The organism is Pseudomonas sp. FA-1 (assembly GCF_056856075.1).
Genome location: NZ_JBWXTH010000017.1, coordinates 20,304 through 46,457, shown reverse-complemented (window position 1 = coordinate 46,457; position 26,154 = coordinate 20,304). Strand labels below are relative to the sequence as shown.

27 protein-coding genes are annotated in these 26,154 nt (G+C 64.7%); 2 read left to right on the top strand and 25 right to left on the bottom strand.

What is annotated here, in order from left to right; translation table 11 throughout:
- Nucleotides 1-88 precede the first annotated feature (88 nt).
- The 13 genes from AC1MHZ_RS22605 to AC1MHZ_RS22545 form a co-directional block, all read right to left on the bottom strand.
- A complete protein-coding gene (locus AC1MHZ_RS22605) occupies nucleotides 89-724 on the bottom strand; it encodes a TetR/AcrR family transcriptional regulator (RefSeq protein WP_084855035.1) in 636 nt (211 codons plus the stop codon).
- Between the two features lie 418 nt (nucleotides 725-1,142).
- On the bottom strand, nucleotides 1,143-1,925 hold the full coding sequence (locus AC1MHZ_RS22600) for a TatD family hydrolase (protein ID WP_084855034.1): 783 nt from the start codon (nucleotides 1,923-1,925) through the stop codon (nucleotides 1,143-1,145).
- Between the two features lie 36 nt (nucleotides 1,926-1,961).
- Nucleotides 1,962-2,948, bottom strand: a complete 987-nt coding sequence (locus AC1MHZ_RS22595) for a DNA polymerase III subunit delta' (RefSeq protein ID WP_084855033.1) — start codon at nucleotides 2,946-2,948, stop codon at nucleotides 1,962-1,964.
- Nucleotides 2,941-3,573: a dTMP kinase gene (gene tmk / locus AC1MHZ_RS22590; RefSeq protein ID WP_224458408.1), complete on the bottom strand. Its 633-nt coding sequence runs from the start codon at nucleotides 3,571-3,573 to the stop codon at nucleotides 2,941-2,943. The genes AC1MHZ_RS22595 and tmk overlap by 8 nt, the downstream gene beginning before the upstream one ends.
- A gap of 9 nt (nucleotides 3,574-3,582) precedes the next feature.
- A complete protein-coding gene (mltG, locus tag AC1MHZ_RS22585) occupies nucleotides 3,583-4,764 on the bottom strand; it encodes an endolytic transglycosylase MltG (protein ID WP_084855031.1) in 1,182 nt (393 codons plus the stop codon).
- Nucleotides 4,765-4,767: 3 nt separating this feature from the next.
- The gene (gene pabC, locus AC1MHZ_RS22580; RefSeq protein ID WP_482966952.1) at nucleotides 4,768-5,589 is read right to left on the bottom strand and encodes an aminodeoxychorismate lyase; all 822 of its coding nucleotides are present in this window, start codon (nucleotides 5,587-5,589) and stop codon (nucleotides 4,768-4,770) included.
- The gene (gene fabF, locus AC1MHZ_RS22575; protein ID WP_084855029.1) at nucleotides 5,589-6,833 is read right to left on the bottom strand and encodes a beta-ketoacyl-ACP synthase II; all 1,245 of its coding nucleotides are present in this window, start codon (nucleotides 6,831-6,833) and stop codon (nucleotides 5,589-5,591) included. Before fabF ends, pabC begins: the two co-directional genes overlap by 1 nt.
- 153 nt (nucleotides 6,834-6,986) lie before the next feature.
- Nucleotides 6,987-7,223: an acyl carrier protein gene (gene acpP, locus AC1MHZ_RS22570; protein WP_084855028.1), complete on the bottom strand. Its 237-nt coding sequence runs from the start codon at nucleotides 7,221-7,223 to the stop codon at nucleotides 6,987-6,989.
- 204 nt (nucleotides 7,224-7,427) lie between these two features.
- Nucleotides 7,428-8,168 (bottom strand): 3-oxoacyl-ACP reductase FabG, encoded by a 741-nt coding sequence (fabG, locus tag AC1MHZ_RS22565; RefSeq protein ID WP_084855027.1) that lies wholly within the window; start codon nucleotides 8,166-8,168, stop codon nucleotides 7,428-7,430.
- 16 nt (nucleotides 8,169-8,184) lie between these two features.
- Nucleotides 8,185-9,123, bottom strand: a complete 939-nt coding sequence (gene fabD / locus AC1MHZ_RS22560) for an ACP S-malonyltransferase (protein WP_465001861.1) — start codon at nucleotides 9,121-9,123, stop codon at nucleotides 8,185-8,187.
- 124 nt (nucleotides 9,124-9,247) lie between these two features.
- Nucleotides 9,248-10,258: a phosphate acyltransferase PlsX gene (gene plsX, locus AC1MHZ_RS22555; RefSeq protein WP_482966951.1), complete on the bottom strand. Its 1,011-nt coding sequence runs from the start codon at nucleotides 10,256-10,258 to the stop codon at nucleotides 9,248-9,250.
- Nucleotides 10,259-10,261: 3 nt separating this feature from the next.
- Nucleotides 10,262-10,444: a 50S ribosomal protein L32 gene (gene rpmF, locus AC1MHZ_RS22550; protein WP_008096416.1), complete on the bottom strand. Its 183-nt coding sequence runs from the start codon at nucleotides 10,442-10,444 to the stop codon at nucleotides 10,262-10,264.
- A gap of 13 nt (nucleotides 10,445-10,457) precedes the next feature.
- On the bottom strand, nucleotides 10,458-10,985 hold the full coding sequence (locus tag AC1MHZ_RS22545) for a YceD family protein (protein WP_084855024.1): 528 nt from the start codon (nucleotides 10,983-10,985) through the stop codon (nucleotides 10,458-10,460).
- A gap of 96 nt (nucleotides 10,986-11,081) precedes the next feature.
- Here AC1MHZ_RS22545 and AC1MHZ_RS22540 point away from each other — a divergent pair, with 96 nt between their 5' ends.
- On the top strand, nucleotides 11,082-11,660 hold the full coding sequence (locus AC1MHZ_RS22540; RefSeq protein WP_084855023.1) for a Maf family protein: 579 nt from the start codon (nucleotides 11,082-11,084) through the stop codon (nucleotides 11,658-11,660).
- Between the two features lie 76 nt (nucleotides 11,661-11,736).
- Here AC1MHZ_RS22540 and sppA read toward each other — a convergent pair whose 3' ends face one another.
- From sppA to rluC, 3 genes are read right to left on the bottom strand one after another with little or no spacing between them, the layout of a single operon-like run.
- Nucleotides 11,737-12,729 (bottom strand): signal peptide peptidase SppA, encoded by a 993-nt coding sequence (gene sppA, locus AC1MHZ_RS22535; RefSeq protein WP_482966950.1) that lies wholly within the window; start codon nucleotides 12,727-12,729, stop codon nucleotides 11,737-11,739.
- Nucleotides 12,722-13,408 (bottom strand): HAD family hydrolase, encoded by a 687-nt coding sequence (locus AC1MHZ_RS22530; RefSeq protein WP_084855021.1) that lies wholly within the window; start codon nucleotides 13,406-13,408, stop codon nucleotides 12,722-12,724. The genes sppA and AC1MHZ_RS22530 overlap by 8 nt, the downstream gene beginning before the upstream one ends.
- A gap of 6 nt (nucleotides 13,409-13,414) precedes the next feature.
- Entirely contained in the window at nucleotides 13,415-14,371 is a 957-nt protein-coding gene (gene rluC / locus AC1MHZ_RS22525) for a 23S rRNA pseudouridine(955/2504/2580) synthase RluC (RefSeq protein WP_084855020.1), read from the bottom strand.
- A gap of 785 nt (nucleotides 14,372-15,156) precedes the next feature.
- On the opposite strand from rluC, the gene rne reads away from it, so the two are divergent.
- Nucleotides 15,157-18,402 carry a ribonuclease E gene (gene rne, locus AC1MHZ_RS22520; RefSeq protein WP_482966949.1) on the top strand — a complete coding sequence of 1,082 codons (3,246 nt, stop codon included), beginning with the start codon at nucleotides 15,157-15,159 and terminating at the stop codon, nucleotides 18,400-18,402.
- Nucleotides 18,403-18,575: 173 nt separating this feature from the next.
- Here rne and AC1MHZ_RS22515 read toward each other — a convergent pair whose 3' ends face one another.
- The 9 genes from AC1MHZ_RS22515 to AC1MHZ_RS22475 form a co-directional block, all read right to left on the bottom strand.
- On the bottom strand, nucleotides 18,576-19,031 hold the full coding sequence (locus AC1MHZ_RS22515) for an REP-associated tyrosine transposase (RefSeq protein ID WP_084855018.1): 456 nt from the start codon (nucleotides 19,029-19,031) through the stop codon (nucleotides 18,576-18,578).
- A gap of 104 nt (nucleotides 19,032-19,135) precedes the next feature.
- A complete protein-coding gene (murB, locus tag AC1MHZ_RS22510; RefSeq protein ID WP_482966948.1) occupies nucleotides 19,136-20,155 on the bottom strand; it encodes a UDP-N-acetylmuramate dehydrogenase in 1,020 nt (339 codons plus the stop codon).
- Nucleotides 20,152-20,616 (bottom strand): low molecular weight protein-tyrosine-phosphatase, encoded by a 465-nt coding sequence (locus AC1MHZ_RS22505; protein WP_482966947.1) that lies wholly within the window; start codon nucleotides 20,614-20,616, stop codon nucleotides 20,152-20,154. The genes murB and AC1MHZ_RS22505 overlap by 4 nt, the downstream gene beginning before the upstream one ends.
- The gene (gene kdsB / locus AC1MHZ_RS22500; RefSeq protein WP_482966946.1) at nucleotides 20,616-21,380 is read right to left on the bottom strand and encodes a 3-deoxy-manno-octulosonate cytidylyltransferase; all 765 of its coding nucleotides are present in this window, start codon (nucleotides 21,378-21,380) and stop codon (nucleotides 20,616-20,618) included. Before kdsB ends, AC1MHZ_RS22505 begins: the two co-directional genes overlap by 1 nt.
- Nucleotides 21,377-21,562, bottom strand: a complete 186-nt coding sequence (locus AC1MHZ_RS22495) for a Trm112 family protein (protein ID WP_003247142.1) — start codon at nucleotides 21,560-21,562, stop codon at nucleotides 21,377-21,379. Before AC1MHZ_RS22495 ends, kdsB begins: the two co-directional genes overlap by 4 nt.
- Before the next feature lie 33 nt (nucleotides 21,563-21,595).
- Nucleotides 21,596-22,615, bottom strand: coding sequence for a tetraacyldisaccharide 4'-kinase (gene lpxK, locus AC1MHZ_RS22490; RefSeq protein WP_084855014.1), 1,020 nt, complete (start codon nucleotides 22,613-22,615; stop codon nucleotides 21,596-21,598).
- Nucleotides 22,615-23,049 (bottom strand): ExbD/TolR family protein, encoded by a 435-nt coding sequence (locus AC1MHZ_RS22485; RefSeq protein ID WP_084855013.1) that lies wholly within the window; start codon nucleotides 23,047-23,049, stop codon nucleotides 22,615-22,617. The genes lpxK and AC1MHZ_RS22485 overlap by 1 nt, the downstream gene beginning before the upstream one ends.
- Nucleotides 23,046-23,681: a MotA/TolQ/ExbB proton channel family protein gene (locus tag AC1MHZ_RS22480; RefSeq protein ID WP_084855012.1), complete on the bottom strand. Its 636-nt coding sequence runs from the start codon at nucleotides 23,679-23,681 to the stop codon at nucleotides 23,046-23,048. The genes AC1MHZ_RS22485 and AC1MHZ_RS22480 overlap by 4 nt, the downstream gene beginning before the upstream one ends.
- Nucleotides 23,682-23,803: 122 nt before the next feature.
- Entirely contained in the window at nucleotides 23,804-26,023 is a 2,220-nt protein-coding gene (locus AC1MHZ_RS22475; protein WP_482966945.1) for a DNA internalization-related competence protein ComEC/Rec2, read from the bottom strand.
- Nucleotides 26,024-26,154 lie beyond the last annotated feature (131 nt).

Genomic DNA, 26,154 nt, shown 5'->3' with positions numbered 1-26,154 from the left:
GAACGGAGGCTGCGATGCAGCCTTTCGCGGCACAAGGCCGCTCCTACAGACGTACGAGGCCTGCGGGAGCGACTTGTCTCGCGATGCTCTAGTTCGCGATCTCCGGGTCGCGCTTGCGCTTGTTGCCCATGCGCACGCCAATGTCCATGAGGAACTGGAAGAAGCCTTCCTGATCCTCCAGCACATTGCTCCAGAACGGCGAGTGATACAGTGCCACGGCGCCATGCACCAACGCCCATGCGGCACAGTAGTGGAAATAAGGCGGTACGTCCTCGAGCTTGCCCTCGCTGATACGGCCCTTGATCAACAGGGTGAGGCGATCGAAGTTGGAGGCGCGGATGCGGTGCAGCTCCTCGACCATCTCCGGCACCTGGTTGCCCTTGACGACCTTTTCTTCCAGGCGGTCGAACAACCGGTAACGCTGCGGGTCGCGCATGCGGAACTCGAAATAGGCGCGCGACAGGGCTTCCTTGTCGCGGTCGACGTCGTCCGAGTGCAACAGGGCATTCAGGTCGCGTTCGTAGTCGAGCATCAGGCGCAGGTAGATCTCCGCCTTGGACTTGAAGTGCTTGTAGATCGTGCCTTTGCCGATACCCACGGCGTCGGCGATCATCTCGACGGTGACGCTGTCTTCACCTTGCTCGAGAAACAGCTTGAGCGCGGTATCGAGGATCTCTTGTTCGCGGCGGCGAAACTCACGGACCTTACGAGGTTCTTTCTGCATAGGAAGGACTGGATGGACAATCGAAGCGGTTTATTATGCCTAACTTGCAGGAAAATGCACGGATCATCCTCGCTTCTATGTATCACGATGCGTGTCGAGCGTAATCCTGGCGGCGTGAAGAGTAACCGTTTGTCCCCCTGGACATGCAGGGAAGACCCTATGGTTTCCAGGCGTATTCCAAATCTGTTTAAAAAACGACCAGTTGTCGCTGGCACTGTGCCAAACCTGATCGATACTTGGAGTGTTGGCGCGGCGCATCCCCCCAAGTGGCGCGTCAATAAAGGTGCCCAGGGACCGCGGTACCTTTGTTTTACTCCTAATGGTCTTAACCCGGATTCCCCCCCCAGAACCCGGGTTTTTTTTGCCCGCGGAACAGGTGCTTGCCTCTGGAGGGGGAGCGCCAAGCACCGGCAGGGAATCAGGCCACCCGCGCCAACGGGAACAGGCGCTTGAAGTTGGCCGTGGTCTGCTCGGCCAGCTGCGCATAGCTCACGCCACGTAGCGAGGCCACGTATTCGGCCACTTCGCGCACATATTGCGGCAAGTTCGGTTTGCCGCGGTACGGAATCGGCGCAAGGTACGGCGAGTCGGTTTCCACCAGCAGGCGGTCGGCCGGGACCTGGCGCGCCACCTCGCGCAGGGCGTCGGCATTGCGGAAGGTGACGATGCCCGACAACGAAATGTAGTAGCCCAGGTCCAGCGCCGCCCGGGCCATGTCCCAGTCCTCGGTGAAGCAGTGCAGCACGCCAGCTTGTGGCAGGCCTGCCTCGCGCAGCAGCGCCAGGGTATCGGCCCGCGCCGCGCGGGTGTGGACGATTACCGGCTTGCCGGTCTGGCGCGAGGCTTCCAGGTGCAGGCGGAAGGAGGCCTGCTGCAGCTCAGCGGCCTCAGGCTCGTAGTGGTAGTCCAGGCCGGTCTCGCCGATGGCCACCACGTGCGGGTGGGCCAGCTCGCGCAACAACCATTCCAGCGCTGGCGTTTCACCGGGCGCCAGGTCCAGCGGGTGCACACCGACCGAACAGTCCACGTCAGCGTATCGCTCGCTCAGGGCCTTGACCGCCCCGGCATTGTCGGCGCTCACGCCGATGCACAGGAAATGCCCCACGCCCCGTTCACGGGCTGCTTGCAAGGCGGCATCGAGGGAGCCGCCATGGGCGCTCAGGTCAAGTCGGTCGAGGTGGCAATGGGAATCTACGAGCATGGGATTACGGCACACATGAAGGAAACGAAAGAGGAATCAGCGCGAACCCGGCAATTGGACCCAATGGGCCAACAAGGCTTCGAGCAGCAGGACACGATTGAGGTTGGCCTTGGCCAGCACCTTCTGGCGTTGCTCGAGGATCCATGCCTGGACCTCCAGCACCCTGCCCTGCCGGCTTTTCTGCGCCAGGTACTGCACCACCTTGCGCATATCGCCCAAGCCTAGCCCCTCTTCGTCCTGGGTCAATTGGTAGCGCAGGATCAGGTGCGACCAGTCACAGAACCAGTCGAACAGCAACAGCAACGGCACGTTGCTCCAGGCTTCGGCCAGCTGGCTGGGGGACTGTTGCTGCTTGAGCAGTTTCTTCACGCCATCGGTGACCAATGCACGCTGCTCGCGCACGCCTTGAGCCTGCAAGCTCATGGCCATCAAGGGCGAGCCGGCAGCCAGGGTCAACAGCTCGTCGCGCTCTTCGGGCGCAACGTCGGGCAGGGCTCCGGCGAGGAAGGCCTGGCTTTGGGGCAGGCTCGGCTGCGGGCAGGCGACTTGCTGGCAGCGGCTCTTGATGGTCGGCAGCAGACGGCTGGGCTGGTGGCTGACCAGCAGCAGCACGGTATCGCCCGAAGGCTCCTCGAGGCTCTTGAGCAAGGCATTGGACGCATTGACGTTCATCGCCTCGACCGGCTCGATCAACACCACCTTGCGCCCGCCCTGCTGCGCGGTCTGCACCACGAACGACACCAGCTCGCGCACCTGGTCGATCTTGATCGGCTTGTCGGCCTCTTCCGGCTCCAGCACGAAGTTGTCCGGGTGGCTGCCGGCCTTGAGCAGCAGGCACGACTTGCACTGGCCGCAGGCATCCAGGCCCTGAGGTTGCTGGCACAGCAGGCGGGCCATCAGGCGCTCGGCCAGGGCCCGCTTGCCGATACCCTGGGGCCCATGGAGCAGGTAGGCATGGGCGTGCTGGGCGCGCCCGGCCAACTGCTGCCAGAGCGCCTGCTGCCAGGGGTAGGCCTCAGCCACGGCAGCGCTCCAGGATGCCCGGCAGCAACGCATCGATGGCGCGCTGCACGGCCTCCAGCGGCTGTGCGGCATCCAGCAAGCGGTAGCGCTGGGGCTCGCGCCCGGCGCGCTGCAGGTAGGCCTGGCGCACGGCCTCGAAGAAAGCTTGGCCCTCCTGCTCGAAACGGTCCAGGCGACCGCGGGCGGCAGCGCGGGCCAGGCCCACTTCCACCGGCAGGTCGAAGACCAAGGTCAGGTCGGGGCGCAGTGCGCCCTGGACGAACGTCTCCAAGGTGGCGATGCGTTCCTGGGACAAGCCGCGGCCACCGCCCTGGTAGGCGTAGGTGGCATCGGTGAAACGGTCGCACAGCACCACCGCACCGCGGGCCAGTGCCGGGCGAATGACCTCGGCCAGGTGCTGGGCTCGGGCAGCAAACACCAGGAGCAGCTCGGTGTCAGCGGCCATGGCCTCGTCGCTCGGCGCCAGGAGCAGCTCGCGGATCCGCTCGGCCAGCGGCGTACCGCCCGGTTCGCGGGTCAGGACCACGTCCAGGCCCTGTTCGCGCAGGCGCTCGGCCAGGTATTCGCGATTGGTGCTCTTGCCCGCGCCTTCGGGGCCTTCCAGGGTGATAAACAAACCGCTCACGGGCAGTCCTTACTGTTGTTCGTCAGGGGCCGGCGTCTCGGCCGGCACGGGTTCGCTGGCAGGCGCATCACCTTCGGGCGCCAGGCCTTCGCCTGATGGCTCGCTGGCAGGTGGCGCAGGCTCGACCGGCGCCTGCTCGCCAGCGCCAGGTTGCGCTTGGGGCGCGGGGCTCGAACGGTAGTCACTGCGCCGCTTGAGCTGGAATTCCCGCACCGCGCTGTTGTGGTCGTTCAGATCATCGGAGAACACATGACTGCCGTCGCCGCGAGCGACGAAGTACAGGCTGGAGCCGTCGGCGGGGTTCAGCGCGGCATGGATGGCCTCGCGGCCGACCATGGCGATCGGTGTCGGCGGCAACCCGGTCATGGTGTAGGTGTTGTAGGGCGTCGGCTCGCGCAGGTCGGCGCGGGTGATGCGGCCGTTGTAGCGCTCGCCCATGCCGTAGATCACGGTCGGGTCGGTCTGCAGCATCATGCCCAGGCGCAGGCGGCGCACGAACACGCCGGCGATCTGCCCACGCTCCTGGGGAATACCGGTTTCCTTCTCCACCAGCGACGCCATGATCAGTGCCTGGTACGGGTCGCGGTACGGCAGGTCGGTGGCGCGCTCGGCCCATTCCTTGGCGAGTACTTCCTCCAGGCGCATGTAGGCCTGCTGCAGCAGTTCGACATCGCTCATGCCGCGCACGAAGCGGTAGGTATCGGGGAAGAAGCGGCCTTCGGGAAACACCCCGGTATGGCCAAGCTTTTCCATCACCTGCGCGTCGGATAGCCCGTCGAGGGTGTGCTTGATCTTTTCATGCTTGGCGACCGCAGCACGCACCTGGCGGAAGGTCCAGCCTTCGACCAGGGTCAGGTTGTATTGCACCACGTCGGCACGGCGCCAGGCATCGAACAGCTCGGCCACGGTCATGCCAGGGGTGAGGCGGTATTCGCCGGTGTGCAAGGGGGTGCCGGCCATGTTGAAGCGCCAGTACAGGCGCAACCAGATGGCGTCGTCCAGCAGGCCCTCGTTCTGCATGCGATAAAACATGCGATTGGGCGTGGTGCCAGTGGGCACGTCGAGCAGTTGCTCCTGCGTCACGTGCAGAGGCTGCTCCAGGACCGAGTTGACCTTCCAGGCCGACCAGCCGAAGGCCAGGCCAGCGAGGATCAACCCCATTTCCAGCAGCAGCAGGAATTTACGTCTCACGAATCAGGTTTCCAGTAACGTACGGGCAACGGCCTGCAGTTTACGGGTGAGTGGGCCTGGCGGCCAGTCGAGCTTCAAGGCAGAAAGTGTACGCACCGGCCATACACCATAGACGCTGTTGCACAGGAACACTTCGTCGGCCTGTTCCAGGTCGTCGAGCGCCAGGTCGCGCACCTGAGCCGCGATGCCCAGGGCAGCGGCCTGCTCCAGCAACGCCGCACGCATGACGCCCGCCACGCCGCAACGACTCAGGTCGGCCGTCAACAGCTCGCCGTCGCGGACCAGGAAGAGGTTGCTGTAGACACCCTCGATCAACCGCCCGTGCATGTCCCGCATCAGCCCTTCGGCATATTCGCCACCCTGCCATTCGCTTCGTGCCAACACCTGCTCCAGGCGGTTCAGGTGCTTGAGGCCGGCCAGCAGCGGCTGTTCCGCCAGACGGGTCTGGCAATCGAACAGGTGTACGCCCTGCTCGGCGTGTTCCTTCGGATAGGCGGGCAACGGGCTGCCCTGGAGAATGCGCCGGGGGGCGGCGCCCACCATGGGGGCGTAGCCGCGTTGGCTATCGCCACGGGTGAGGATCAGCTTGGCAACGCCCTCGCCGAGTTGGCTGGCATAGGCGATGATTTCATTGCGGACAAGGGGCAGGTCGGCTTCGATCGCCAGGCGCTGGCAACCCAGCGCCAGGCGGTCGAGGTGCTGCGTGAGCAGGCTGGGCCTGCCGGCACGCACGGCGATGGTCTCGAACAGGCCATCGCCGTAGGCCAGGCCGCGATTCTGCAGGTTGAGTGCAGCAGCGGGCTGGCCGTCGATCCAGCTGTGCATCAGCCGACGAACCGGCGGAATACCAGCGAACCGTTGGTTCCGCCAAAGCCGAACGAGTTGGACAGCACCACGTCGATCGGCATGCTGCGGGCTTCGTGGGGCACGAAGTCCAGGTCGCAACCTTCGTCCGGTTCGTCCAGGTTGATGGTCGGTGGCGCCATCTGGCTGTTGATCGCCAACACGCTGAAGATCGCCTCCACCGCGCCTGCGGCGCCCAGCAGGTGGCCGGTCATCGACTTGGTCGAGCTGACCGCCAGCTTGTAGGCATGCTCGCCGAACACCTTCTTGATCGCGGCCACTTCGGCGATGTCGCCAGCCGGGGTCGAGGTGCCATGGGCGTTGATGTAGCTGACCGCCTCGGGGGCGATGCCGGCATCACGCAGCGCATTGACCATGCAACGTGCGGCGCCGTCACCGCTATCGGGTGGCGAGGTCATGTGGTAGGCATCGCCGCTCATGCCGAAACCGACCAGCTCGGCATAGATCGTCGCGCCACGGGCCTTGGCGTGCTCGAGTTCTTCGAGCACCAGGGCACCCGCACCGTCGGACAGCACGAAACCGTCGCGCCCTTTGTCCCACGGACGGCTGGCGCGGGTCGGTTCATCATTGCGGGTCGAGAGCGCACGGGAGGCACCAAAGCCACCCATGCCCAGGCCGCAGGCAGCCATTTCGGCGCCGCCGGCGATCATCACGTCGGCCTCGCCGTAGGCGATGTTACGCGCGGCCATGCCGATGCAGTGGGTGCCGGTGGTGCAGGCCGTGGAAATGGCGTAGTTCGGGCCCTGCAACCCCAGATGGATCGACAGGAAGCCGGAGATCATGTTGATGATCGAGCCAGGCACGAAGAACGGCGAAATCCGCCGTGGGCCCTGGTCATGCAGGGTCCGGCTGGTTTCCTCGATGTTGGTCAGGCCGCCGATGCCCGAGCCCATGGCCACGCCAATGCGCTCACGGTTGGCGTCGGTGACTTCCAGGCCGGCGTTGCGCACCGCCTGGAAACCGGCCGCCAGGCCGTACTGAATGAACAGATCGAGCTTGCGGGCCTCTTTGGCCGACAGGTATTGCTCGACCTCGAAGCCTTTCACCGAGCCGCCAAAACGGGTGGTATAGGCAGACAGGTCCGTGTGTTCGATCGGCCCAATGCCACTGCGGCCAGCCAGAATGCCCTGCCAGGTGCTCGGTACATCGGTACCCAGTGGCGACAGCATACCCATACCGGTGACCACGACGCGTCTACGCGACACAGTACTCTCCTCTTCTGATAACAGAGTCTCTTGCCATTGCATTCAATGGTGACGAAATGCAATGCAACAGGCTCTGGGGGCTCGCAAAGAAAAAACCGCACGCCGGCAAAGGCAGTGCGGTTTTTCCCGACAAGAAGCGTCGACTACTGCGTCTTAGGCCTGGTGGCTTTTGACGTAGTCGATTGCAGCTTGAACGGTAGTGATCTTCTCGGCTTCTTCGTCAGGGATTTCGGTCTCGAATTCCTCTTCCAGAGCCATCACCAGCTCAACGGTGTCAAGCGAATCGGCACCCAGGTCATCGACGAAGGACTTCGATTCAGTCACTTCCTCTTCCTTGACGCCCAGTTGCTCGGCGACGATTTTCTTGACGCGTTCTTCGATGGTGCTCATACCTAGTTTTCACTCCTAATGGACATATGTCAGGCAGCTGGCCGGTGACCAAGTTTATAGAAAGACGCCTGCTTTTCAAGCGCAACGCGCCGTTCACCCAGTCACTCCACCCTCTGCCTGGAATCTGGTTGCAGCTTTATAACGGATTTTAGGCTTCGTGTATGACTCTTTTTTGAAGCAATCCGTCACATCGCACTGGGTTTTTTACATGTACATCCCGCCGTTGACCGGCACGGTGGCGCCGGTAACGTAGCCTGCGCCTTCGGATGCCAGGAAGGAAACCACCTTGGCGATCTCCTCGGCCTGGCCCAGGCGACCCAGCGGAATCTGGGTCTGCAGCGCTTCACGCTGCGCTTCTGGCAGCTCGCGGGTCATGTCGGTGTCGATGAAGCCCGGGGTCACCGAGTTGACGGTGATGCCGCGCGAGCCCACTTCACGCGCCAGGGCGCGGCTGAAACCTTCCAGGCCGGCCTTGGCGGCGGCGTAGTTGGCCTGGCCGGCGTTACCCATGGCACCGACGACCGAGCCGATGCTGATGATACGACCCCAACGCGCCTTGGTCATGCCACGCAGCACGCCCTTGGACAGACGGTAGAGGCTGTTCAGGTTGGTGTCGATCACGTCGAACCACTCGTCGTCCTTCATGCGCAGCATGAGGTTGTCACGGGTGATGCCGGCATTGTTGACCAGGATGGCCGGAGCACCGAACTGCTCGCCGATGGCGGCCAGCACGGCGTCCACGGACTCGGCGCTGGTCACGTTCAGCTCCATGCCGGTGCCATTGATGCCGTGCTCCTTCAGGGTGGCGGCGATGCGCTCTGCGCCCGAAGCCGACGTGGCGGTGCCGATCACGGTCGCGCCCTGGCGGCCCAGCTCGAGGGCGATGGCCTGGCCGATACCACGGCTGGCGCCGGTGACCAGTGCGACTTTACCTTGCAGGCTCATGCAAGCTTCTCCAATTTCAGGCCAGCGCCGCACGGGTGGCGGCGACAGCGTCAGGGGTGTTGAGGTTGTAGGTGGTCACGCCGTCAGCGCAGCGCTTGTTCAGGCCGGCCAGGACCTTGCCCGGGCCACACTCGACCAGGTTGACCGCACCATTGGCCGCCAGGGTCTGCACGCACTCGACCCAACGCACCGGCTGGTACAGCTGGGCCAGCAGGTCCTGCTTGAGGGCAGCGAGGTCGGCGGCGACCGCGGCGGTGACGTTCTGCACCACGGGAATCTGCGGGGCCTTCCACTCGATGGCGTTGACCGCGTCGGCAAAACGCTCGGCAGCCGGCTTCATCAATGCACAGTGCGACGGCACGCTGACCGCCAACGGCAACGCGCGCTTGGCACCCTTTGCCTTGCACAGCTCGATGGCCCGGTCGACCGCAGCCTTGTTACCGGCGATGACGACCTGGCCTGGCGAGTTGAAGTTGACCGCGCTGACCACTTCGTCTTCGGCCGCTTCGGCGCAGATGGCGACCACGTCGGCGTCATCCAGGCCGAGGATCGCAGCCATGGCACCGTGACCGGCCGGCACGGCTTCCTGCATCAATTGGCCACGGCGTTCGACCAGGCGCACGGCGTCCTTCAAGCTCAGGCTGCCAGCGGCGACCAGCGCGCTGTACTCACCCAGGCTATGGCCAGCGACGAAGGCCGGACGCGCCCCGCCCTCCTCCAGCCACAGGCGCCACAAGGCGATGGAGGCGGTGAGGATTGCCGGCTGGGTCTTGTCGGTTTGGTTGAGTTGTTCTTCCGGACCTTCCTGGACCAACTTCCACAGGTCGTAGCCCAGAGCCTCGGAAGCTTCCTTGAAGGTCTCGACGATCACCGGCTTTTCTGCGCCGAGTTCGGCGAGCATGCCCAGCGACTGGGAGCCTTGACCGGGAAAGACGAATGCGAGGGATGCAGACATTGAACAAGCCCTTATGATCTTGTCGTCGGATAGGGTGCGTCGAGCCAAGGGCTGGACGCGGAAACTGAAAACTTGGATGGGAAAAGAGACCAAGCGGTCACATTTAACCATTTCACGGCGGGAATTAAAGCAAGAGATCTTCCAGGCGACCATGCAAGCGTTGCGGCAGGTTCTCCTGGATTTCGATCAGCGCCCGCTGGATGGCGCTCTGGAAGCCCTGCACCCCGGCAGAGCCATGGCTCTTGATGACGATACCTTGCAGACCGAGGAAGCTCGCGCCATTGTGTCGCGCCGGAGCCAGGTCGGCCTGCAGGCGCTTGAGCAGCGGCATGGCCAAGGCACCGGCAGCACGCGCCAGCACTCCCCCACGGAACAACGCCTCGATGCGCGCCCCGATCATGGTCGCCAGGCCCTCGCTGGACTTGAGCAGGATGTTGCCGACGAAACCGTCGCATACCACCACGTCGGCCTCACCCCGATACAGGCCATCGCCTTCGACGAAACCGATGTAGTTGAGGCCGCGGGCATTCTGCAGCAGGCTGGCCGCCAGCTTGACCTGCTGGTTGCCCTTGATGTCCTCGGTACCGACATTCAGCAACGCCACGCGCGGGCGCTGGATACCCAGGGCCTGGGCGGCCACGGAACCCATCACGGCGAACTGGTAGAGGTTCTCGGCACTGCAGTCGACATTGGCGCCCAGGTCGAGCAACTGGCAGTAGCCGCCCTGAGTCGGGATCGCCGCCACCATCGCCGGCCGGTCGATGCCCGGCAAGGTCTTGAGCACGAAACGCGACAAGGCCATCAGGGCACCCGTGTTACCGGCGCTCACGCAGGCCTGGGCCTTGCCGTCCCGCACCAACTCAAGGGCGACGCGCATCGACGAGTCAGGCTTGCCACGCAACGCCTGGGATGGCCGCTCATCCATACCCACCACCTCACTGGCCGCGACAATTTGCAGGCGTGCGCGATCCGCAGCTGCAAGGCCACTGATGAGTTCTTCGAGGAGGGAAGGTTGACCGACGAGGGTCAGGTGCAGCGAGGGGGTAGCCAAGAGGCAAGCAATACTTGCCTGAACAATGCTGCGGGGACCGAAGTCCCCGCCCATTGCGTCGATCGCGATGATCTGAGCAGACAAGGATTACTCGTCAGCGCCCTTGTCGATCACTTTGCGACCACGGTATACGCCTTCTGGCGAAACGTGGTGGCGCAGGTGTACTTCACCGGTGCTCTTCTCTACGGACAGCGCGTTTTCCGACAGGGCGTCGTGGGAACGGCGCATGTCACGGGCAGAGCGGGATTTTTTGTTCTGCTGAACAGCCATAATTGATTAACTCCTAAACGTTTGGGTCACGCTTTAACTGCGCCAAAACACTGAACGGGTTGGACCGCGATACCTCGTCCTTGCTCGGTTCGGGCTCATCGGCGCCCGCCGGCTGCTGGCATTCTTCCGGATGATGAGCAGGTACGATCGGCAGGGCGAGCAACAGCTCTTCCTCGATCAGCGCCTGCAGATCCAAAGGATCTTCGCCCAGTTCCAGCACGTCATAGCCTTTCGGCAACGACTGGGTATTCGCACCCTCCTTCACCACGGCGTACGTACATTCGCTGTGGATCGGCAGGGTGACCAGCTCAAGACAACGCTGGCAAACCATCTTGACCTCGACATCGAGTTCGCTGTGGATAACCACGGCGTTCTGTTCGTCTCGCTCAAAATCGAACTTCGCCTGCACCGTACCGACATCGTCGGAAAGCGGGTCGCAGAGTCTTTCCAAATCAGCGAGTTGCAGCGAACCTTGGATGGTTACGCCGCGATCAGCCAATTTGCGCGGGTCAACGTGAGGTGGAATCGGGTCATTCAACATAGGCGCAGCATTCTAGGGATGCCCCCCGCCCCTGTCAAAGGAAATTCGGCAGCATCACGCATGTTAGAATCGGGGTCATCTGCCCAGGAGTCTATCATGCTTCCCCTGTTACTGGCTTCCAGCTCCCCCTACCGGCGCGAACTGCTCGAGCGCCTGCGCCTGCCCTTCACCTGGGCAAGCCCCGACATAGACGAGCGGCGCCTGGATGACGAACCGGCCGTCGACCTGGTTCGCCGCCTGGCCCGGCAAAAAGCCGAGGCCCTGGCGAGCAGCCACCCCGACCACCTGATCATCGGCTCCGACCAGGTGGCGGTCCTCGGCGAACAGATCCTGGGCAAGCCGCACACCTTCGAACGTGCCTGCGAGCAGCTGCTGGCCGCCAGCGGGCAACAGGTCAGCTTCCTCACCGGCCTGGCCTTGTACAACAGCGCCACCGGCCGCTGCCAGGTGGACTGCGTGCCGTTTACCGTACATCTTCGGGAGCTGGACCGTGAACGCGTGGAGCGCTATGTGAGGGCCGAACAGCCGCTGGACTGCGCAGGCAGCTTCAAGGCTGAAGGGCTGGGCGTGAGCCTGTTCCAAAGCACCCACGGGTGCGATGCCACCAGCCTGATCGGCTTGCCGCTGATCCGCCTGGTGGACATGCTGCTGAAAGAAGGCGTGCAGGTTCCCTGAAGCGCCCAGGCATCGCCCTTCCTGGTAGAAGCGGCCTTGTGCCGCGAAAGGGCCGCACAGCGGCCCCGACCCCAGGTCAGCGCAAGGCAGGGCCCTGGAACCCCATCCACATGGCCAGGCGCTCGGCCACGCTGGCTCCCAGGCGCTTGGAGAAGCGATCGAACGGCGACTCTTCGACCGTGAAGTCTACCAACTCCTTCTCGCCCACGACCTCACGCGCCACATAGCTGGCACTGCCCAGGCCATCCACCAGCCCCAGGGCCTTGGCCTGCTCACCCGACCAGATCAGGCCACTGAACAGCTCGGGGTGCTCCTTGTCCTTGAGCCGATCACCCCGCCCCTGCTTGACCATGGCAATGAACTGCTGATGGGTGGTGTTCAGCACGCCCTGCCAGAACTCGGTTTCCTCAGGCTTCTGCGGCGAGAAGGGATCGAGGAAGGCCTTGTGCTCGCCGGCCGTGTAGGTACGCCGCTCCACGCCAAGCTTCTCCATGGTGCCGACGAAACCATAACCGGCCGCGGTGACACCGATCGAACCCACCAGGCTGGCTTTGTCGGCATAGATTTCGTCGGCCGCACTGGCGATATAGTAGGCGCCCGACGCCCCCAGGTCGGCGATCACCGCATAGAGCTTGATCGCCGGGTATTCGCCGCGCAGGCGACGGATCTCGTCATAGATGTAGCCCGCCTGCACCGGGCTGCCGCCCGGACTGTTGATGCGCATGACAACAGCCTTGGTCTTCGGGTCCTTGAACGCTTCGCGCAGACTCTTGACGACATTGTCCGCGCTGGCTGGCTCCTGGTCGGCAATGATGCCGCGCACCTCGACCAAGGCGGTATGACTGGCACTGCGCGAAGCCGCCTTGTCCATGTCCATCAACGGGGTGAACAACAGCAGGATGCCAAACAGGTAGGCGAAGGTCAGCAGCTTGAAGAAGATCCCCCAGCGCCGTGCCCGACGCTGCTCCTGCACACCTGCCAGCAGAGTCTTCTCCAGCAGCTTCCAGCTCTTGCGCTCGTCGTTGTCCCCGGAGCCCTCGGGCTCGGGTGCCCGCCACTCGTCAGCCATGCTCACCTACCTTGGAATGGGTGCGCGATGTGGCCAGCCACTCACGCAACTGTGAAAAATGATCGATGCACACCTGCGGGCCGAACTCGCTCAAGGCCTCCAAGGACATGGCACCATATCCCACGGCGACCGAATGCATCCCGGCATTGCTGGCCATCTGCAGGTCGAACGCCGAATCTCCGACCATCAATGCACGCTGCGGTTCGACCTGACAATGGGCAAGGATCTGCTCGAGCATCAGCGGGTGCGGCTTGCCACGGGTTTCGTCGGCGGCGCGGGTGATGTCGAAGTAACGCTCCCAGCCATTGGCCTTGAGCACTCGATCCAGCCCACGGCGCGCCTTGCCGGTGGCGACCGCCAGGCGATAACCCTCGGCACGGAACGCCTCCAGTGATTCCACCACGCCCTCGAACAGCGGCGAAGGCTGCTGGTCCAGCGCCATGTACACATCGGCGTAGTGCTGGCGGAACACTTCGACCTGACCAACATCCAGATGCGGGTACAGCGTGGCGATCGCCTCGCCCAGGGCCAGCCCGATGATGCCTTTGATCGCACCTTCATCACTGGGCGCCTCGCCGGCACGCTCGGCGGCACTGTTCATGGCCAGGACGATCCGCCCGATGGAGTCGGCCAGGGTGCCATCCCAGTCGAAGATCAACAGCTCATAAGGTTTGTTCATGGGAAATCAGGTCGCACTCAAACGCTCCACGGTCTTGGCCCATACCTCGTCCACCGGCGCCTCGACCTTCAGCTCACCGCCGTCGGGCAGCGGCACGGTCAGGGCATAGGCGTGCAGGAACAGGCGCTTGCCGCCCAGGTCGCGTATCTCCTTGGAGAAGTCCTCGTCGCCATACTTGCTGTCGCCGGCGATGCTATGCCCTGCATACAGGGTGTGCACACGGATCTGGTGGGTGCGTCCGGTCACCGGACGCGCCTCGACCAGGGTGGCGAAGTCGCCGAAGCGGCGCAGCACGCGGAATAGGGTCAGCGCCTCCTTGCCTTCGTCGTTGACTTCGACCATGCGCTCGCCCGAACGCAGGTTGCTCTTCTGCAGCGGCGCACTGACTTGCTTCTTGGACGTCGGCCAATGGCCGCGCACCAGGGCCATGTAGCGCTTGTCGACACCATCGCCACGCAGGGCCGCGTGCAGGTGGCGCAACATGCTGCGCTTCTTGGCGATCATCAGCAGACCGGAGGTGTCGCGGTCGAGGCGATGGACCAGCTCCAGCTCCTTGGCGTCCGGGCGCAACTGGCGCAACGCCTCGATCACCCCGAAGCTCAGGCCGCTGCCGCCATGCACGGCAATGCCGGCCGGCTTGTTGAGCACGATCAGTGCCTTGTCTTCGTAGACGATGGCCGCCTCCAGGCGCTGCAGCAGGCCCTGGGCCACCGGGGCCGGCTCGTCACGCTCGGGCAGGCGCACCGGCGGCACGCGCACGATATCGCCGGCCTGGAGCTTGTACTCGGGCTTGATCCGCCCCTTGTTGACCCGCACCTCGCCTTTGCGCAGGATGCGGTAGACCAGGGTCTTGGGCACGCCCTTGAGGGCTGTGATGAGGAAATTGTCGATGCGCTGGCCGGCAAGCTCCGGCGCGACTTCGATCAGCTGTACGCCGGAAGTCGGGGGGGTATTGGTCGTCATGGAGGAATCATAACAATTTTTTATGGAATTGAAGCACTTAATCATTACTGCTATAGTCGCGAACGCCGCCAAAAGCGGCAGGCCAGCGGCAGCAGGCTCCAGGCCCGCCCCTGACCATCGCAATTCTCGAGGACGCGAGGCCGTCCTACGGGGTTTTCGCCAGTTTACCGAAATGCCTGGAATCGCCACCAGCGCTGTGTAGAGAAGACCGAAAAAAAACGACAAGTGCGGTATTTCACCTGCTTACCCGCTTCTTTTCGCCGTACCTCTGCCCGCTCCGGCGCTTGCACGCATCGCCCGGCGAATGCTTCGGAAATACCTGCCTTGGATATGAATGGCGCCAGTTCCCGAATCGGAGCTGGCGAAAAATGCAACCCGTTGCGGATTCAGCGCGCGGCAGCACCCGAATGATCAGGATACGTGCAGGGTGGAGATGCACAGCCCTCGGACCGTGTAGCACCGCGTCCGGCCACCGGCCCCTTGTTTGGCCGATGAGCGGACCCGGTCCTGGACAGATGCCCCTCGGGCGTCCACGGCCGACGGTTGATTCCTCCTCCTGACTGAGTGCACGGGGCCTGTATGGTTGATTCGGATACCACAGGTCTTTTTGGCATCGCAGCAAACAGGACGCGTCGTCGCGACCACGGCAGGCTGGGTAACCGGCTGGTGCCGAACGTCGCTGGACACGGGGGTGGCCCGCCACCCTTTGCGCACCTTGGCACCGACCATGAGCAGTCGTGTGTGCCGAACGCCGTTTCCGGCAGCCCGGAAACCGACGGTACAACATGAAAAGAATGCTGATTAACGCGACTCAACCCGAAGAGTTGCGTGTAGCCCTGGTGGATGGCCAACGCCTCTACGACCTGGATATCGAGTCCGGGGCGCGCGAGCAGAAGAAGGCCAACATCTACAAAGGCCGGATCACCCGGATCGAACCCAGCCTCGAAGCCGCCTTCGTCGACTTCGGCTCCGAACGCCACGGCTTCCTGCCACTCAAGGAAATCTCCCGCGAATACTTCAAGAAGGCGCCCGAAGGCCGCGTCAACATCAAGGAAGTACTGAGCGAAGGCCAGGAAGTCATCGTCCAGGTCGAGAAGGAAGAGCGCGGCAACAAAGGCGCCGCCCTGACCACCTTCATCAGCCTGGCCGGCCGCTACCTGGTGCTGATGCCCAACAACCCGCGCGCCGGCGGCATTTCCCGCCGCATTGAGGGCGAAGAGCGCAACGAGCTGCGCGAAGCCCTCAACGGCCTGACCGTCCCGGGTGACATGGGCCTGATCGTGCGCACCGCCGGCCTTGGCCGCAGCAGCGAAGAAATGCAGTGGGACCTGGACTACCTGCTGCAACTGTGGACTGCCATCAAGGAAGCGTCCCAGGACCGCGCCGCGCCGTTCCTGATCTACCAGGAAAGCAACGTCATCATCCGCGCCATCCGCGACTACCTGCGCCAGGACATCGGCGAAGTGCTGATCGACAGCATCGACGCCCAGGAAGAAGCCCTGACCTTCATCCGCCAGGTGATGCCGCAGTACGCCAGCAAGGTCAAGCTGTACGAAGACAGCGTCCCGCTGTTCAACCGCTTCCAGATCGAAAGCCAGATCGAGACCGCTTTCCAGCGTGTGGTCGACCTGCCGTCGGGCGGCTCCATCGTCATCGACCCGACCGAAGCCCTGGTTTCCATCGACATCAACTCGGCGCGCGCCACCAAGGGTAGCGACATCGAGGAAACTGCCCTGCAGACCAACCTGGAAGCGGCCGAGGAAATCGCCCGCCAGCTGCGTCTGCGCGACATCGGCGGCCTGATCGTCATCGACTTCATCGACATGACCCCGGCGAAGAACCAGCGCGCCGTGGAAGAGCGCGTACGCGAATGCCTCGAGGCCGACCGTGCCCGCGTCCAGGTTGGCCGCATTTCGCGCTTCGGCCTGTTGGAGATGTCCCGCCAGCGCCTGCGCCCATCGCTTGGCGAAAGCAGCGGCATCGTCTGCCCACGCTGCTCCGGCACCGGCATCATCCGCGACGTCGAGTCGCTGTCCCTGGCAATCCTGCGTCTGATCGAGGAAGAAGCCCTCAAGGACCGTACCGCCGAGGTACGCGCCCAGGTGCCGATCCCGGTGGCCGCCTTCCTGCTCAATGAAAAGCGCAACTCGATCACCAAGATCGAACTGCGCACCCGTGCGCGCATCATCATCCTGCCGAACGATCACCTGGAAACCCCGCACTTCGAAGTCCAGCGCCTGCGCGACGACAACCCGGACGTGCTCAACAGCCAGTCCAGCTACGAGATCGCCGCCGCCGAAACCGAAGAAGCGCCGCAGCCGACCGCCACCCGCACCCTGGTTCGCCAGGAAGCTGCAGTGAAGACCGCTCCGGCCCGCGCCAACGCCCCGGTACCGGCCACGCCCGAACCGCAACCAGCCGCCCCCGCCGCGCCGGCGCCAAGCGCACCTGAACCGAGCCTGTTCAAAGGCCTGGTCAAGTCCCTGGTCAGCCTGTTCGCCGGCAAGGAAGAGCCTGTTGCCGCTCCGGCTGTCGCCACCGAAAAACCTGCCACCGAGCGGGCACAGCGTAACGAAGAACGTCGCAACGGCCGCCAGCAGAGCCGCAATCGCAACGGCCGCCGCGATGAGGAGCGCAAGCCGCGCGAAGAGCGTGGCGAGCGAGCCTCGCGTGAAGAGCGCCAGCCACGCGAAGAGCGTGCACCGCGTGAAGAACGTGCACCTCGCGAGGAACGCGCACCACGTGAAGAGCGCCAGCCGCGCCAGCCACGCGAAGACCGCCGTGGCAACCGCGAAGAGCGTGTACGCGAGCTGCGTGAACCGCTGGACGCCGCACCGGCCGCCCGCGAGGAGCGCCAGCCGCGCGAAGAACGTGCGCCACGCGAAGAACGCGTAACCCGCGAAGAACGCGCACCGCGTGAAGAGCGTACGCCTCGCGAAGAACGTGCCCCGCGTGAAGAACGTGCCCCGCGTGAAGAACGCGCTCCACGTGAAGAACGTGCCCCGCGTGAAGAACGTGCCCCGCGTGAAGAACGTGCTCCGCGTGAAGAACGTGCTCCGCGAGAAGAGCGTGCCGAGCGTGAAGAACGCCAGCCGCGTCCACCACGCGAAGAGCGCCAGCCGCGTGCCGCCGAGCAAGCTGCCGAGGCCGCCGAGGAGCAACTGCCCAACGAAGAGCTGCTGCAGGATGAGCAACAGGAAGGCACCGATGGCGAACGCCCACGCCGTCGCTCCCGTGGCCAGCGTCGTCGCAGCAACCGTCGCGAACGTCAGCGCAACGCCAACGGCGAGCTGATCGAAGGCGGAGACGAGGACGCTACCGGCGAAGAGCAGGCAGCACCGCAGCACCAGGCCACCGAGCTGGGTGCGGAACTGGCTGCCGGCCTGGCCGTGACTGCCGCCGTCGCCACCAGCAACATCAGCGCCGACGCCGAAGCCCAGGCCAACCAGCAGGCCGAACAGGCCACCGCCACGGTTGCCGAAGGTGAAGTCATCGCCCTGCCGGCTGAACAGGTTGCCGCAGAGCCGGCTACCCAGGTCGAGCAAGCCGCTATCGCCCCAGTGGTAGAGCAGCCTGTCAGCGCACCGGTTGCCGTAGTCGAGCCTGGTGCCGAACCTGTCGTGGAAACGGCTGAACAGCCCGCTGTCGAAGCCCCTGCCGTCGAAACTGCCGCACAAGCACCGGCCATTGAGTCCGGCGAAGCCGAGAAAGCCCCTGCCACCGAGCAAGTGCCAGAGCAAGCGCCGGTCGTTGAGCCGGTTGCCGAGGTCGCCGAGGCCAAGCCTGAAGGGGTCGAACCCGCTCCGGTCGTTGCCCAAGCTGCGCCTGCAGCGGCAGAGCCAGAGGCACCGGCCCCGGTCGAACCGGCCACTGTCATGCTGCCCAACGGCCGTGCTCCGAACGACCCACGCGAAGTGCGTCGCCGCAAGCGCGAAGCCGAAGCCGCCGCCGCTGCCGCCAAGGCCGCTGCAGCAGCCCAGGAGCCCGAGGCGCTGGAAACCACCGAAGCGCAAAAGCCTAACCACGGTTGATGCCATCGGCTGAATGAAGAAGCCCCGCCAGTGCGAACTGGCGGGGCTTCTTCATTTCTACGGTCTTGTGTTGCCTACCCTGGCCAATCGCCGGCAAGCCGGCTCCCACAAGTGCAGCACCAACACCCATCCTGTGGGAGCCGGCTTGCCGGCGATGAAGACGAACCCCTTGTTCAAAGCCAGATCGCATCCCAGTGCGGGTAATCACCGATACGCTCAACCAGCCCTGCTCGCTTCGGGTTCATGACGATATAACGCGCCACGGTCTGCACATCCTCCTCCCGCCGAAGTGCTCGATCATGAAACCCCTTTTGCCAGAGCCGCCCGTTGCGCCCTTGATACCTATTGATAGCTTGGGTGCTGCGAGACTTCACTCGGCGCATCAACACCTCCAGGCTCAAAGGACCCAGTTCGATCAACCAGTGGAAATGATCAGGCATGACTACCCATGCCAGAGACCGCACAGCGCCTTCCTTCTGAGCGTTACGAAACTCAGTGACAACCAGGCGAGCAGAATGCAACCCGTTTAATACCGGCGCCCTGTGCAGCGTCGTACTGGTGAGAAGGTACAGCCTGTTCGATTCGGAGAATCGGCCGAACCTCAGCCGATTGGAATGGGGGCGATCCATATGCCCTGCTCCTACTACTGTTCTGCCTATCAGGCTAGTCGTCGAGGAGCTGCTGGAACGGGATCAACCCGTACAAGATGTATCAGCCCCAATCGGTAACACAGTCAGTACAGGTTCGGCTCCATCTCCAGCACCACACCAAAGCGCTCGAAGATGTCGGCCTGGATCCTACGCGCCAGATCATGCAGCTGGGCACCCGTCGCCTGGCCATAATTCACCAGCACCAGCGACTGCAGGCGATGCACCCCGGCATCGCCATCCCGATAGCCCTTCCACCCAGCTTGCTCGATCAGCCAGCCGGCGGCCAGTTTCACCTGGCCGTCGGGTTGTGGATAAGCCACCACGTTCGGGTAGTGCTCACGAATGCGTTCTGCCACTGCCGCCGGAACCACCGGGTTCTTGAAGAAGCTGCCAGCGTTGCCCAGTTCGGCCGGGTCTGGCAGTTTTTCCCGGCGAATGCTGCAGATCGCTTCGCTGATGGCCTTGGCGGTAGGCGCTTCGACACTCTGCTCGGCCAAGCGCTGGCGTACGGGCCCATAGTCCAGGTGGGCCCTCAAGGTCCGGCTGAGGGCGAAACGTACCCGCAAGATCAACCACCGCCCAGGGCTACGCTTGAACAGGCTGTCGCGGTAGGCGAAGGCGCACTCATCAAGCGCGAAATCGCGCAGCTCGCCGGTTTCCCGGTCCAATGCGGTCAGCCCGGCGAACACGTCCTTGATTTCCACCCCGTAGGCGCCGACGTTCTGCATGGGCGCAGCGCCCACGGTGCCAGGAATCAGGCTGAGGTTTTCCAGGCCGCAAAACCCCTGCTCCAGGGACCATTGCACGAAAGGATGCCAAGGCTCACCGGCCTCGGCCTCGACCACGACCCGGTCACCGTCCTCCTGCACGACCCGGCGACCACGGCTGGCCATGTGCAGCACCAGGGCGTCGATATCACCGGTCAGCAGCAGGTTGCTGCCGCCACCGATCACCAGCACCGGCACCTGCCGCTCGGCAGCCTCGGCCAGGGCCTGGCGCACTTCGCCGTCGTCATGGACCTGGGTGAAGTACCGTGCGCACACGTCGATGCCAAAGGTGTTGTAGGGCTTGAGCGATACCCGCTCCTGCCAACTCGCCGTCATAGCCGCCCCTTGATTTCCACGACCAGCTCCCGGCAAGCCGCCTCGATCAGGTCGAGGACCTGCTCGAAACCTTCGGCGCCGCCGTAGTAAGGGTCTGGTACTTCATCCAGGGCCGCACCATAGCGGCGCAGGAACAGGTCGAGTTCGCTGCGGGCGGTATGCGGGCGCATGGCCTGCAGGTGGCCAAGGTTGCTCTTGTCCATGGCCAGGATCAGGTCGTAATCACCGAAATGCTCGGCCTTGACCTGCTGGGCACGTTGGCGCGACAGGTCGTAGCCACGCGCCAGGGCCGCCTTGCAGGTACGGTTGTCGGGCGCCTTGCCCACATGCCAGTCACCGGTGCCGGCAGACGCCACGTGCACCTGTTCGGCCAGGCCTGCGGCCTGCAGTTGATGACGCAGCACGCCCTCGGCAGTCGGCGAACGACAGATGTTGCCCAGGCAGACGAACAGAACGCGCATCAGGCCTCCAGCAAGCGCCTTACGCGCTCCAGGTCTTCAGGGGTATCCACGCCGACCGCAGGTGCCTCGATGGCATCGGCGACATGAATGCGCACGCCATGCCACAGAGCGCGCAGCTGCTCCAGCGATTCGGTCTGCTCCAGCCAGCATGGCCCCCAGCAGACGAAGTCTTGCAGGAAGCCCACGCGGTAGGCGTACATGCCGATGTGACGACGGTACGGAACGCCCCCAGGAAGGTTTTCGCGGTCTTTGGCAAAGGCATCCCGAGCCCAAGGCAGCGGAGCGCGGCTGAAAGTCAGGGCCAGGCCATTCTTGTCGCTGACCACCTTCACCGCGTTGGAGTTGAAGACGGTTTCCGGCTCGGCGATCGGCTCGGCCAGGGTGGCGATGCCGGCCTCCGGGTGGGCCGCGAGGTTGGCGGCCACCTGGTCGATGATCACCGGTGGGATCAACGGCTCGTCACCCTGGACATTGACCACGATGGCATCGGCAGGCAATTGCAGGTGCGCGGCCACTTCGGCCAGGCGGTCGGTGCCCGACTCATGGTCGGCACGGGTCAGCAGGACTTCGGCGCCGAAGGCCTGGCAGGCCTCGACGATGCTGGCGTCATCGGTGGCGATGACCACGCGGCTGGCGCCACTCTTGCGTGCCTGCTCCCAGACATGCTGCACCATCGGCTTGCCGGCGATCGGCAGCAACGGCTTGCCCGGTAGGCGCGTGGAGCGCAGGCGGGCGGGAATCACCACAGTGAAGTTCAGGCTCATTTATCCAGGCGCTCGTCATCGGTCAGGGTGCGCGCTTCGCTTTCCAGCATCACCGGGATGCCGTCGCGGATCGGGTAGGCAAGGCCTGCGCCTTTGCTGATCAGCTCGGTCTTGTCGGCGCTGAGCTTGAGCGGGCCCTTGGTGATCGGGCAGGCCAGGATATCGAGCAGTTTGGTGTCCATGGAGGCTTCCTTACGAGGCCAGAGGCCGGAAAGTTAAGAGTCTTGAGGTGCGGGGCGCCCGGGCAGCAGCCGCTGCAACTGGCCATCGAACCAGGCGGCGAAGGCCTGGGATGGCACCGCATCCACGGCCAGGTACCACCAGTCTTCGGCAGCGAAGGCCCGGCACTTCACCGCATCCTTCTCGGTCATCACCAGCGGCAGGGCCGGGCTGAATGCCAGGTTCCGGGCGCTGAACTGCGCATGGTCGGCAAAGGGGTGCGGTATCGGCTGCCAGTTTAGCCCCTGCAGGGTATTGAAGAAACGCTGCGGGTTGCCGATGCCAGCCACGGCGTGCACGGCCTGGCCTGGCGGAAAATGTTCGAGGGGGCGGCGCTCGCCGCTGCGCAGGTTGACCAGCGCCGCCGGCTGCAGACCGAAGGCGAAGCCACCGTCCCGGTCATGTTCGGCGCCGTTGTACAGCACAGCGTCCGCCTCGGCCAGGCGCTCGACGGGCTCGCGCAACGGCCCGGCCGGCAGGCAGCGGCCATTGCCCAGGCCACGGGCGGCATCGATGAGCACCAATTCGAGGTCACGGGCCAGGCGGTAGTGTTGCATGCCGTCGTCGCACAGGATCAGGTCCAACGGCTCGCTGGCCAACAGGGCCTGCACAGCGCGGGAGCGCTCGGGGTCGATCATCAGCGGCACACCGGTGCGCTGCACGATCAACAAGGGTTCGTCCCCAGCCTGGCTCGCGTCCTGGTCGGCCCGGACCCGCCAAGGCACGCTGGGCGGCGTGGCGCCGTAACCACGGCTGACCACGCCGACCTTCAGGCCTTGGCGGCGGCAATGCGCGATCAACCAGAGGATCATCGGTGTCTTGCCGGTACCGCCCACCGTGATATTACCCACCACGATCACCGGCACCGGCGCACGGTAGCTGGTGCTTTGGCCATTGAGAAAACGTGCACGCTTGCGCAAGACCACGCGCCGGTACAAGGCTTCCAGCGGTCGCAGCAGCGCAAGGGCCGGGTGCCCGGTGTACCAGGCAGCGAGCAGGCGGTCGGCGAAGGCCATCAGGGCGTGCCCTGCGCCGCCTCGACCGTGGTCATGCGCAGCTTGCTGAAGCCGAGCTTGCCGGCCGCATCCATCGCGGTGACCACGGCCTGGTGCGGCGTCTTGCCATCGGCGCTGATCGACAGCGGCAAGGTGATGTCGCCGCCGGACTCACGCTCCAGGGCCTCGGTCAAGGTCGCCAGATCGCTCTTGGGCAGCAAGTGGTTGTTCACCGAGTACACGCCATCGGCGCTGATGGTGACTTCCACGCGCTTGCCCTCCTCCGCCGGCGGCTGGGAGGCGCTGACCGCCTCGGGCAGCTCGACGCGCAGCTGGGTCTCGCGGGTGAAGGTGGTGGTGACCACGAAGAACAGCAGCAACACGAACACCACGTCGATCAGCGACGCCAGGTTGATGTCGACGTTCTCCCGTTGCCGGTTGCGCCGGAACTTCACGCCTTGCCTCCGGCCACTTCGACTTCGCGGTCGCCCTGCAGCACCTCGACCAGCTTGATCGCTTCCTGTTCCATGCCGACCACCAGCTCATCGATGCGCCGTTGCAGGAAGCGGTGGAAGAAGACCGCCGGGATACCGACCATCAGGCCTGCCGCGGTGGTGACCAGGGCCTTGGAGATACCGCCGGCGAGCACGGCCGGGTTGGCGGTCATCTGTGAACCCATGAAGGCGCTGAAGATATCGATCATGCCCAGTACCGTGCCCAGCAGGCCCAGCAGCGGGGCCATGGCGGCGATGGTACCCAGGGTGCTGATGTACCGCTCCAGATCGTGAATGACCCGCGAGGCGGCCTCCTCGATGCACTCCTTCATGATCTCGCGGCCATGGCGGGAGTTGGCCAGGCCCGCGGCGAGGATCTCGCCCAGCGGCGAATCGGCACGCAGGGCCTTGAGCTTGTCACTGGTCAGTTGCTTGTCCTTGATCCACACCCACACCTGGCCCAGCAGGTGCGGCGGGGTCACGCGACTGGCGCGAAGGGTCCACAGGCGCTCGGCGACGATAGCCATGGCGGCGATGGAACTCAGAATGATCGGCAGCATCATCCAACCACCGGACTTGACCAATTCCCACACAGTAAGCATCCCCTTGGAAAAAGGCCTGCACTCTACCATAGCCACGCAAGGGGCTCATCTGCCGGAGGTCAGGGAATGCCTCGTGTGCGGCGAACGCCATTACAACCAATAACGCCGACACCTCACTGCACCTGCCGCCAGAACCGCCGCTGCCCCCGCATACCCTCCACTCCCCCATGGCTCCCCAGCCGCAAACGCAATGCCCCTTCCAACGCCGTGTCATGCACACTCAACCCATGCCGCCGATAGCGCTCCAATACCTGCGGATGCGGGTGTCCGAAACCGTTGTACCGCCCGCGCGAAATCAACACGCCACGCGGCGCCAAGGCCCGGATGAACGGCTCGGTGGACGAACTGCGGCTGCCATGGTGAGGCGACTGCAGCCAGTCGATACGCGGCGACTCGGTCGTGGCCAGCCAGGCCCGCTCGGCACCGGCCTCCATGTCGCCTGCCAGCAACAGGCGCTCGCCCTGCGCCTCGACCTGTAGCACACAGGATCGCTCGTTGCTGTCGGGCCCCTGTGGCCATTGCCAGAGCGCGAAGTCCACCCCATCCCAGCGCCAACGCTCACCGCTGGCGCACGGCAGCGCCTCCAGTTCGGCCGCCAGCTGCCCGGGCTCGCCGGCGAGCACCTGGGCGATCGGCAGGCCTCGACCGATGGCCGCGGCGCCGCCGGCATGGTCGGCATGGCCGTGGCTGATCAGCATCAGGTCCAGTTGCCTCACACCCAGCTTGCGCAGGGTCGGCAACACGACCTGCTCGCCCAGGTCGCTGCTGCCCTTGGCGGGCCCGGCGTCGTAGAGCAGGTTGTGGTGGCGGGTGCGCAGCAGCACGGCCAGGCCTTGCCCGACATCCAACTGCAGCACCTCCACCTGCCCGTGGGGCACATGGTCCCGGGGCGTCCACAGCGCCAGCAACATGACGCCACCCAAGCCCCGCAGCGGGATCCCCCGAGGCAGGAGCACCAACATCGCGCCCAGGCAAACCAGCAGCCACGCCCCCAGCGGCAAGGCCGGCGGCAGCCAGGCCGGGCGCCGGCTCGCCACCCAGCCCAGCACCTCGAACAACGCATCCAGCGAGCCCCCAGCGAGCCACAACAGCCCTTCTGCGAGTGCGCCAACGGCCAACAACGCACTGCCGAGCAAGGCCAACGGCAGCACCACGAAGCTGATCCAGGGCACCGCCACCAGGTTCATCAGCGGAGCCGTCAGGCTGATCGGCAGCCCCAACGCCAGCAATGGCGGCAGCAGGCCGACCGCAATCACCCATTGAGCCCGGCTCCAGGCTTGCCAGGGTCGCCAAGCCCCCAGCCGCCCGGCGAAGCAGAAGGTCAGCACCCCGACCGCGGCGAACGAGAGCCAGAAACCCGGCAGCAAACTGGCCAGCGGCTCGACCAGCAGGACACCGCACATGGCCATCAGCAACGGTGTGAATACGCCCAGGTGACGAAAACGCAGGCGCCACAGCAATACCACCGCGAGCATCAGGCAGGCCCGCTGCACCGGCACCCCGAAGCCTGCGAGCCAGCCGTAGCCCAAGGCGGCGACCAGGGCCAGCGCACACGCCCAGGGCAACCAGGGCATGCGTGCCGGCCAGGCCCCCAGGCGCGCCAGCAGCGCCACCAGGCCATAGACCAACCCGGCCACCAAACCGATATGCTGGCCGGAAATCACCATCAGATGCACCGTGCCGGTGGCCTGCAAGGCCTGCCAGTCGCTTTGGGAAAGACCCGAACCATCCCCCAGCACCAGCGCGACCAGGACGGCTTCGCGCCCCTGGGCGTCGATCGCCAGCAACCGTTGACGCAACCCGTCTCGCCAGTTGCCTGGCGCCGCCTCCAGCAGATGGCCGGCCTTGACCGTACCGACCGCCCCGATGCGCCGCGCCAGCAAGGCCGCCTCCCGGTCCGGGCCGTGGGGGTTGAGCAGGCCATGGGGTTGCTTGAGCGTGACAGCCAGCCGCCAGCGCTCGCCCGCGCGGATGTCGGGGCCATCGAACCAGTTCAGTTGCAAGCGTCGTGGCAGCCCGGCACGACGCGAGACCGCATCCTCCAATTCGAAGCGCACCCTGTGCGGCGCCTGGATAGGCAACCCCACTACCCGCCCTTCGAGCCACAAGGTGCGACCATCGAGTACGGGAGCCAGGCGGTCATCCAATGCCACCTGGGCCGACCAGCACGCCCAGCAGACGCCGAGCAGAAACCACCCCAATGGCCATGCCCGGCTGCACAGGCCTACCAGGCCCAGCACCAGCAAAACCGCCCACCAACCGACCGATGGCAAGGCCGGCAGAACACCCAGGCTCAACAGCCCGAGTGCGAGCGCAAACATCCCTGTGCGCATGAGACAGAGCCCCGAAAGCGAAACGACCTTCTGAGGCATAGCCGAAAATGGCGCCACCCTTTGCTCAACAATTGTCACAAACTCTGAACAAGGCGGTCAGGGAAAAAAGGCATACTTCCCCCATCAACCCG

What these genes read in the sequence shown, in the direction of transcription:
- AC1MHZ_RS22605 (WP_084855035.1), bottom strand. Translation starts at nt 724, where the DNA reads ATGCAGAAAGAACCTCGTAAGGTCCGTGAGTTTCGCCGCCGCGAACAA.
- AC1MHZ_RS22600 (WP_084855034.1), bottom strand. Translation starts at nt 1,925, where the DNA reads ATGCTCGTAGATTCCCATTGCCACCTCGACCGACTTGACCTGAGCGCC.
- pabC (WP_482966952.1), bottom strand. Translation starts at nt 5,589, where the DNA reads ATGCACAGCTGGATCGACGGCCAGCCCGCTGCTGCACTCAACCTGCAG.
- acpP (WP_084855028.1), bottom strand. Translation starts at nt 7,223, where the DNA reads ATGAGCACCATCGAAGAACGCGTCAAGAAAATCGTCGCCGAGCAACTG.
- fabG (WP_084855027.1), bottom strand. Translation starts at nt 8,168, where the DNA reads ATGAGCCTGCAAGGTAAAGTCGCACTGGTCACCGGCGCCAGCCGTGGT.
- fabD (WP_465001861.1), bottom strand. Translation starts at nt 9,123, where the DNA reads ATGTCTGCATCCCTCGCATTCGTCTTTCCCGGTCAAGGCTCCCAGTCG.
- rpmF (WP_008096416.1), bottom strand. Translation starts at nt 10,444, where the DNA reads ATGGCTGTTCAGCAGAACAAAAAATCCCGCTCTGCCCGTGACATGCGC.
- AC1MHZ_RS22545 (WP_084855024.1), bottom strand. Translation starts at nt 10,985, where the DNA reads ATGTTGAATGACCCGATTCCACCTCACGTTGACCCGCGCAAATTGGCT.
- AC1MHZ_RS22540 (WP_084855023.1), top strand. Translation starts at nt 11,082, where the DNA reads ATGCTTCCCCTGTTACTGGCTTCCAGCTCCCCCTACCGGCGCGAACTG.
- sppA (WP_482966950.1), bottom strand. Translation starts at nt 12,729, where the DNA reads ATGGCTGACGAGTGGCGGGCACCCGAGCCCGAGGGCTCCGGGGACAAC.
- AC1MHZ_RS22530 (WP_084855021.1), bottom strand. Translation starts at nt 13,408, where the DNA reads ATGAACAAACCTTATGAGCTGTTGATCTTCGACTGGGATGGCACCCTG.
- rluC (WP_084855020.1), bottom strand. Translation starts at nt 14,371, where the DNA reads ATGACGACCAATACCCCCCCGACTTCCGGCGTACAGCTGATCGAAGTC.
- rne (WP_482966949.1), top strand. Translation starts at nt 15,157, where the DNA reads ATGAAAAGAATGCTGATTAACGCGACTCAACCCGAAGAGTTGCGTGTA.
- AC1MHZ_RS22515 (WP_084855018.1), bottom strand. Translation starts at nt 19,031, where the DNA reads ATGGATCGCCCCCATTCCAATCGGCTGAGGTTCGGCCGATTCTCCGAA.
- murB (WP_482966948.1), bottom strand. Translation starts at nt 20,155, where the DNA reads ATGACGGCGAGTTGGCAGGAGCGGGTATCGCTCAAGCCCTACAACACC.
- AC1MHZ_RS22505 (WP_482966947.1), bottom strand. Translation starts at nt 20,616, where the DNA reads ATGCGCGTTCTGTTCGTCTGCCTGGGCAACATCTGTCGTTCGCCGACT.
- kdsB (WP_482966946.1), bottom strand. Translation starts at nt 21,380, where the DNA reads ATGAGCCTGAACTTCACTGTGGTGATTCCCGCCCGCCTGCGCTCCACG.
- AC1MHZ_RS22495 (WP_003247142.1), bottom strand. Translation starts at nt 21,562, where the DNA reads ATGGACACCAAACTGCTCGATATCCTGGCCTGCCCGATCACCAAGGGC.
- lpxK (WP_084855014.1), bottom strand. Translation starts at nt 22,615, where the DNA reads ATGGCCTTCGCCGACCGCCTGCTCGCTGCCTGGTACACCGGGCACCCG.
- AC1MHZ_RS22475 (WP_482966945.1), bottom strand. Translation starts at nt 26,023, where the DNA reads ATGCGCACAGGGATGTTTGCGCTCGCACTCGGGCTGTTGAGCCTGGGT.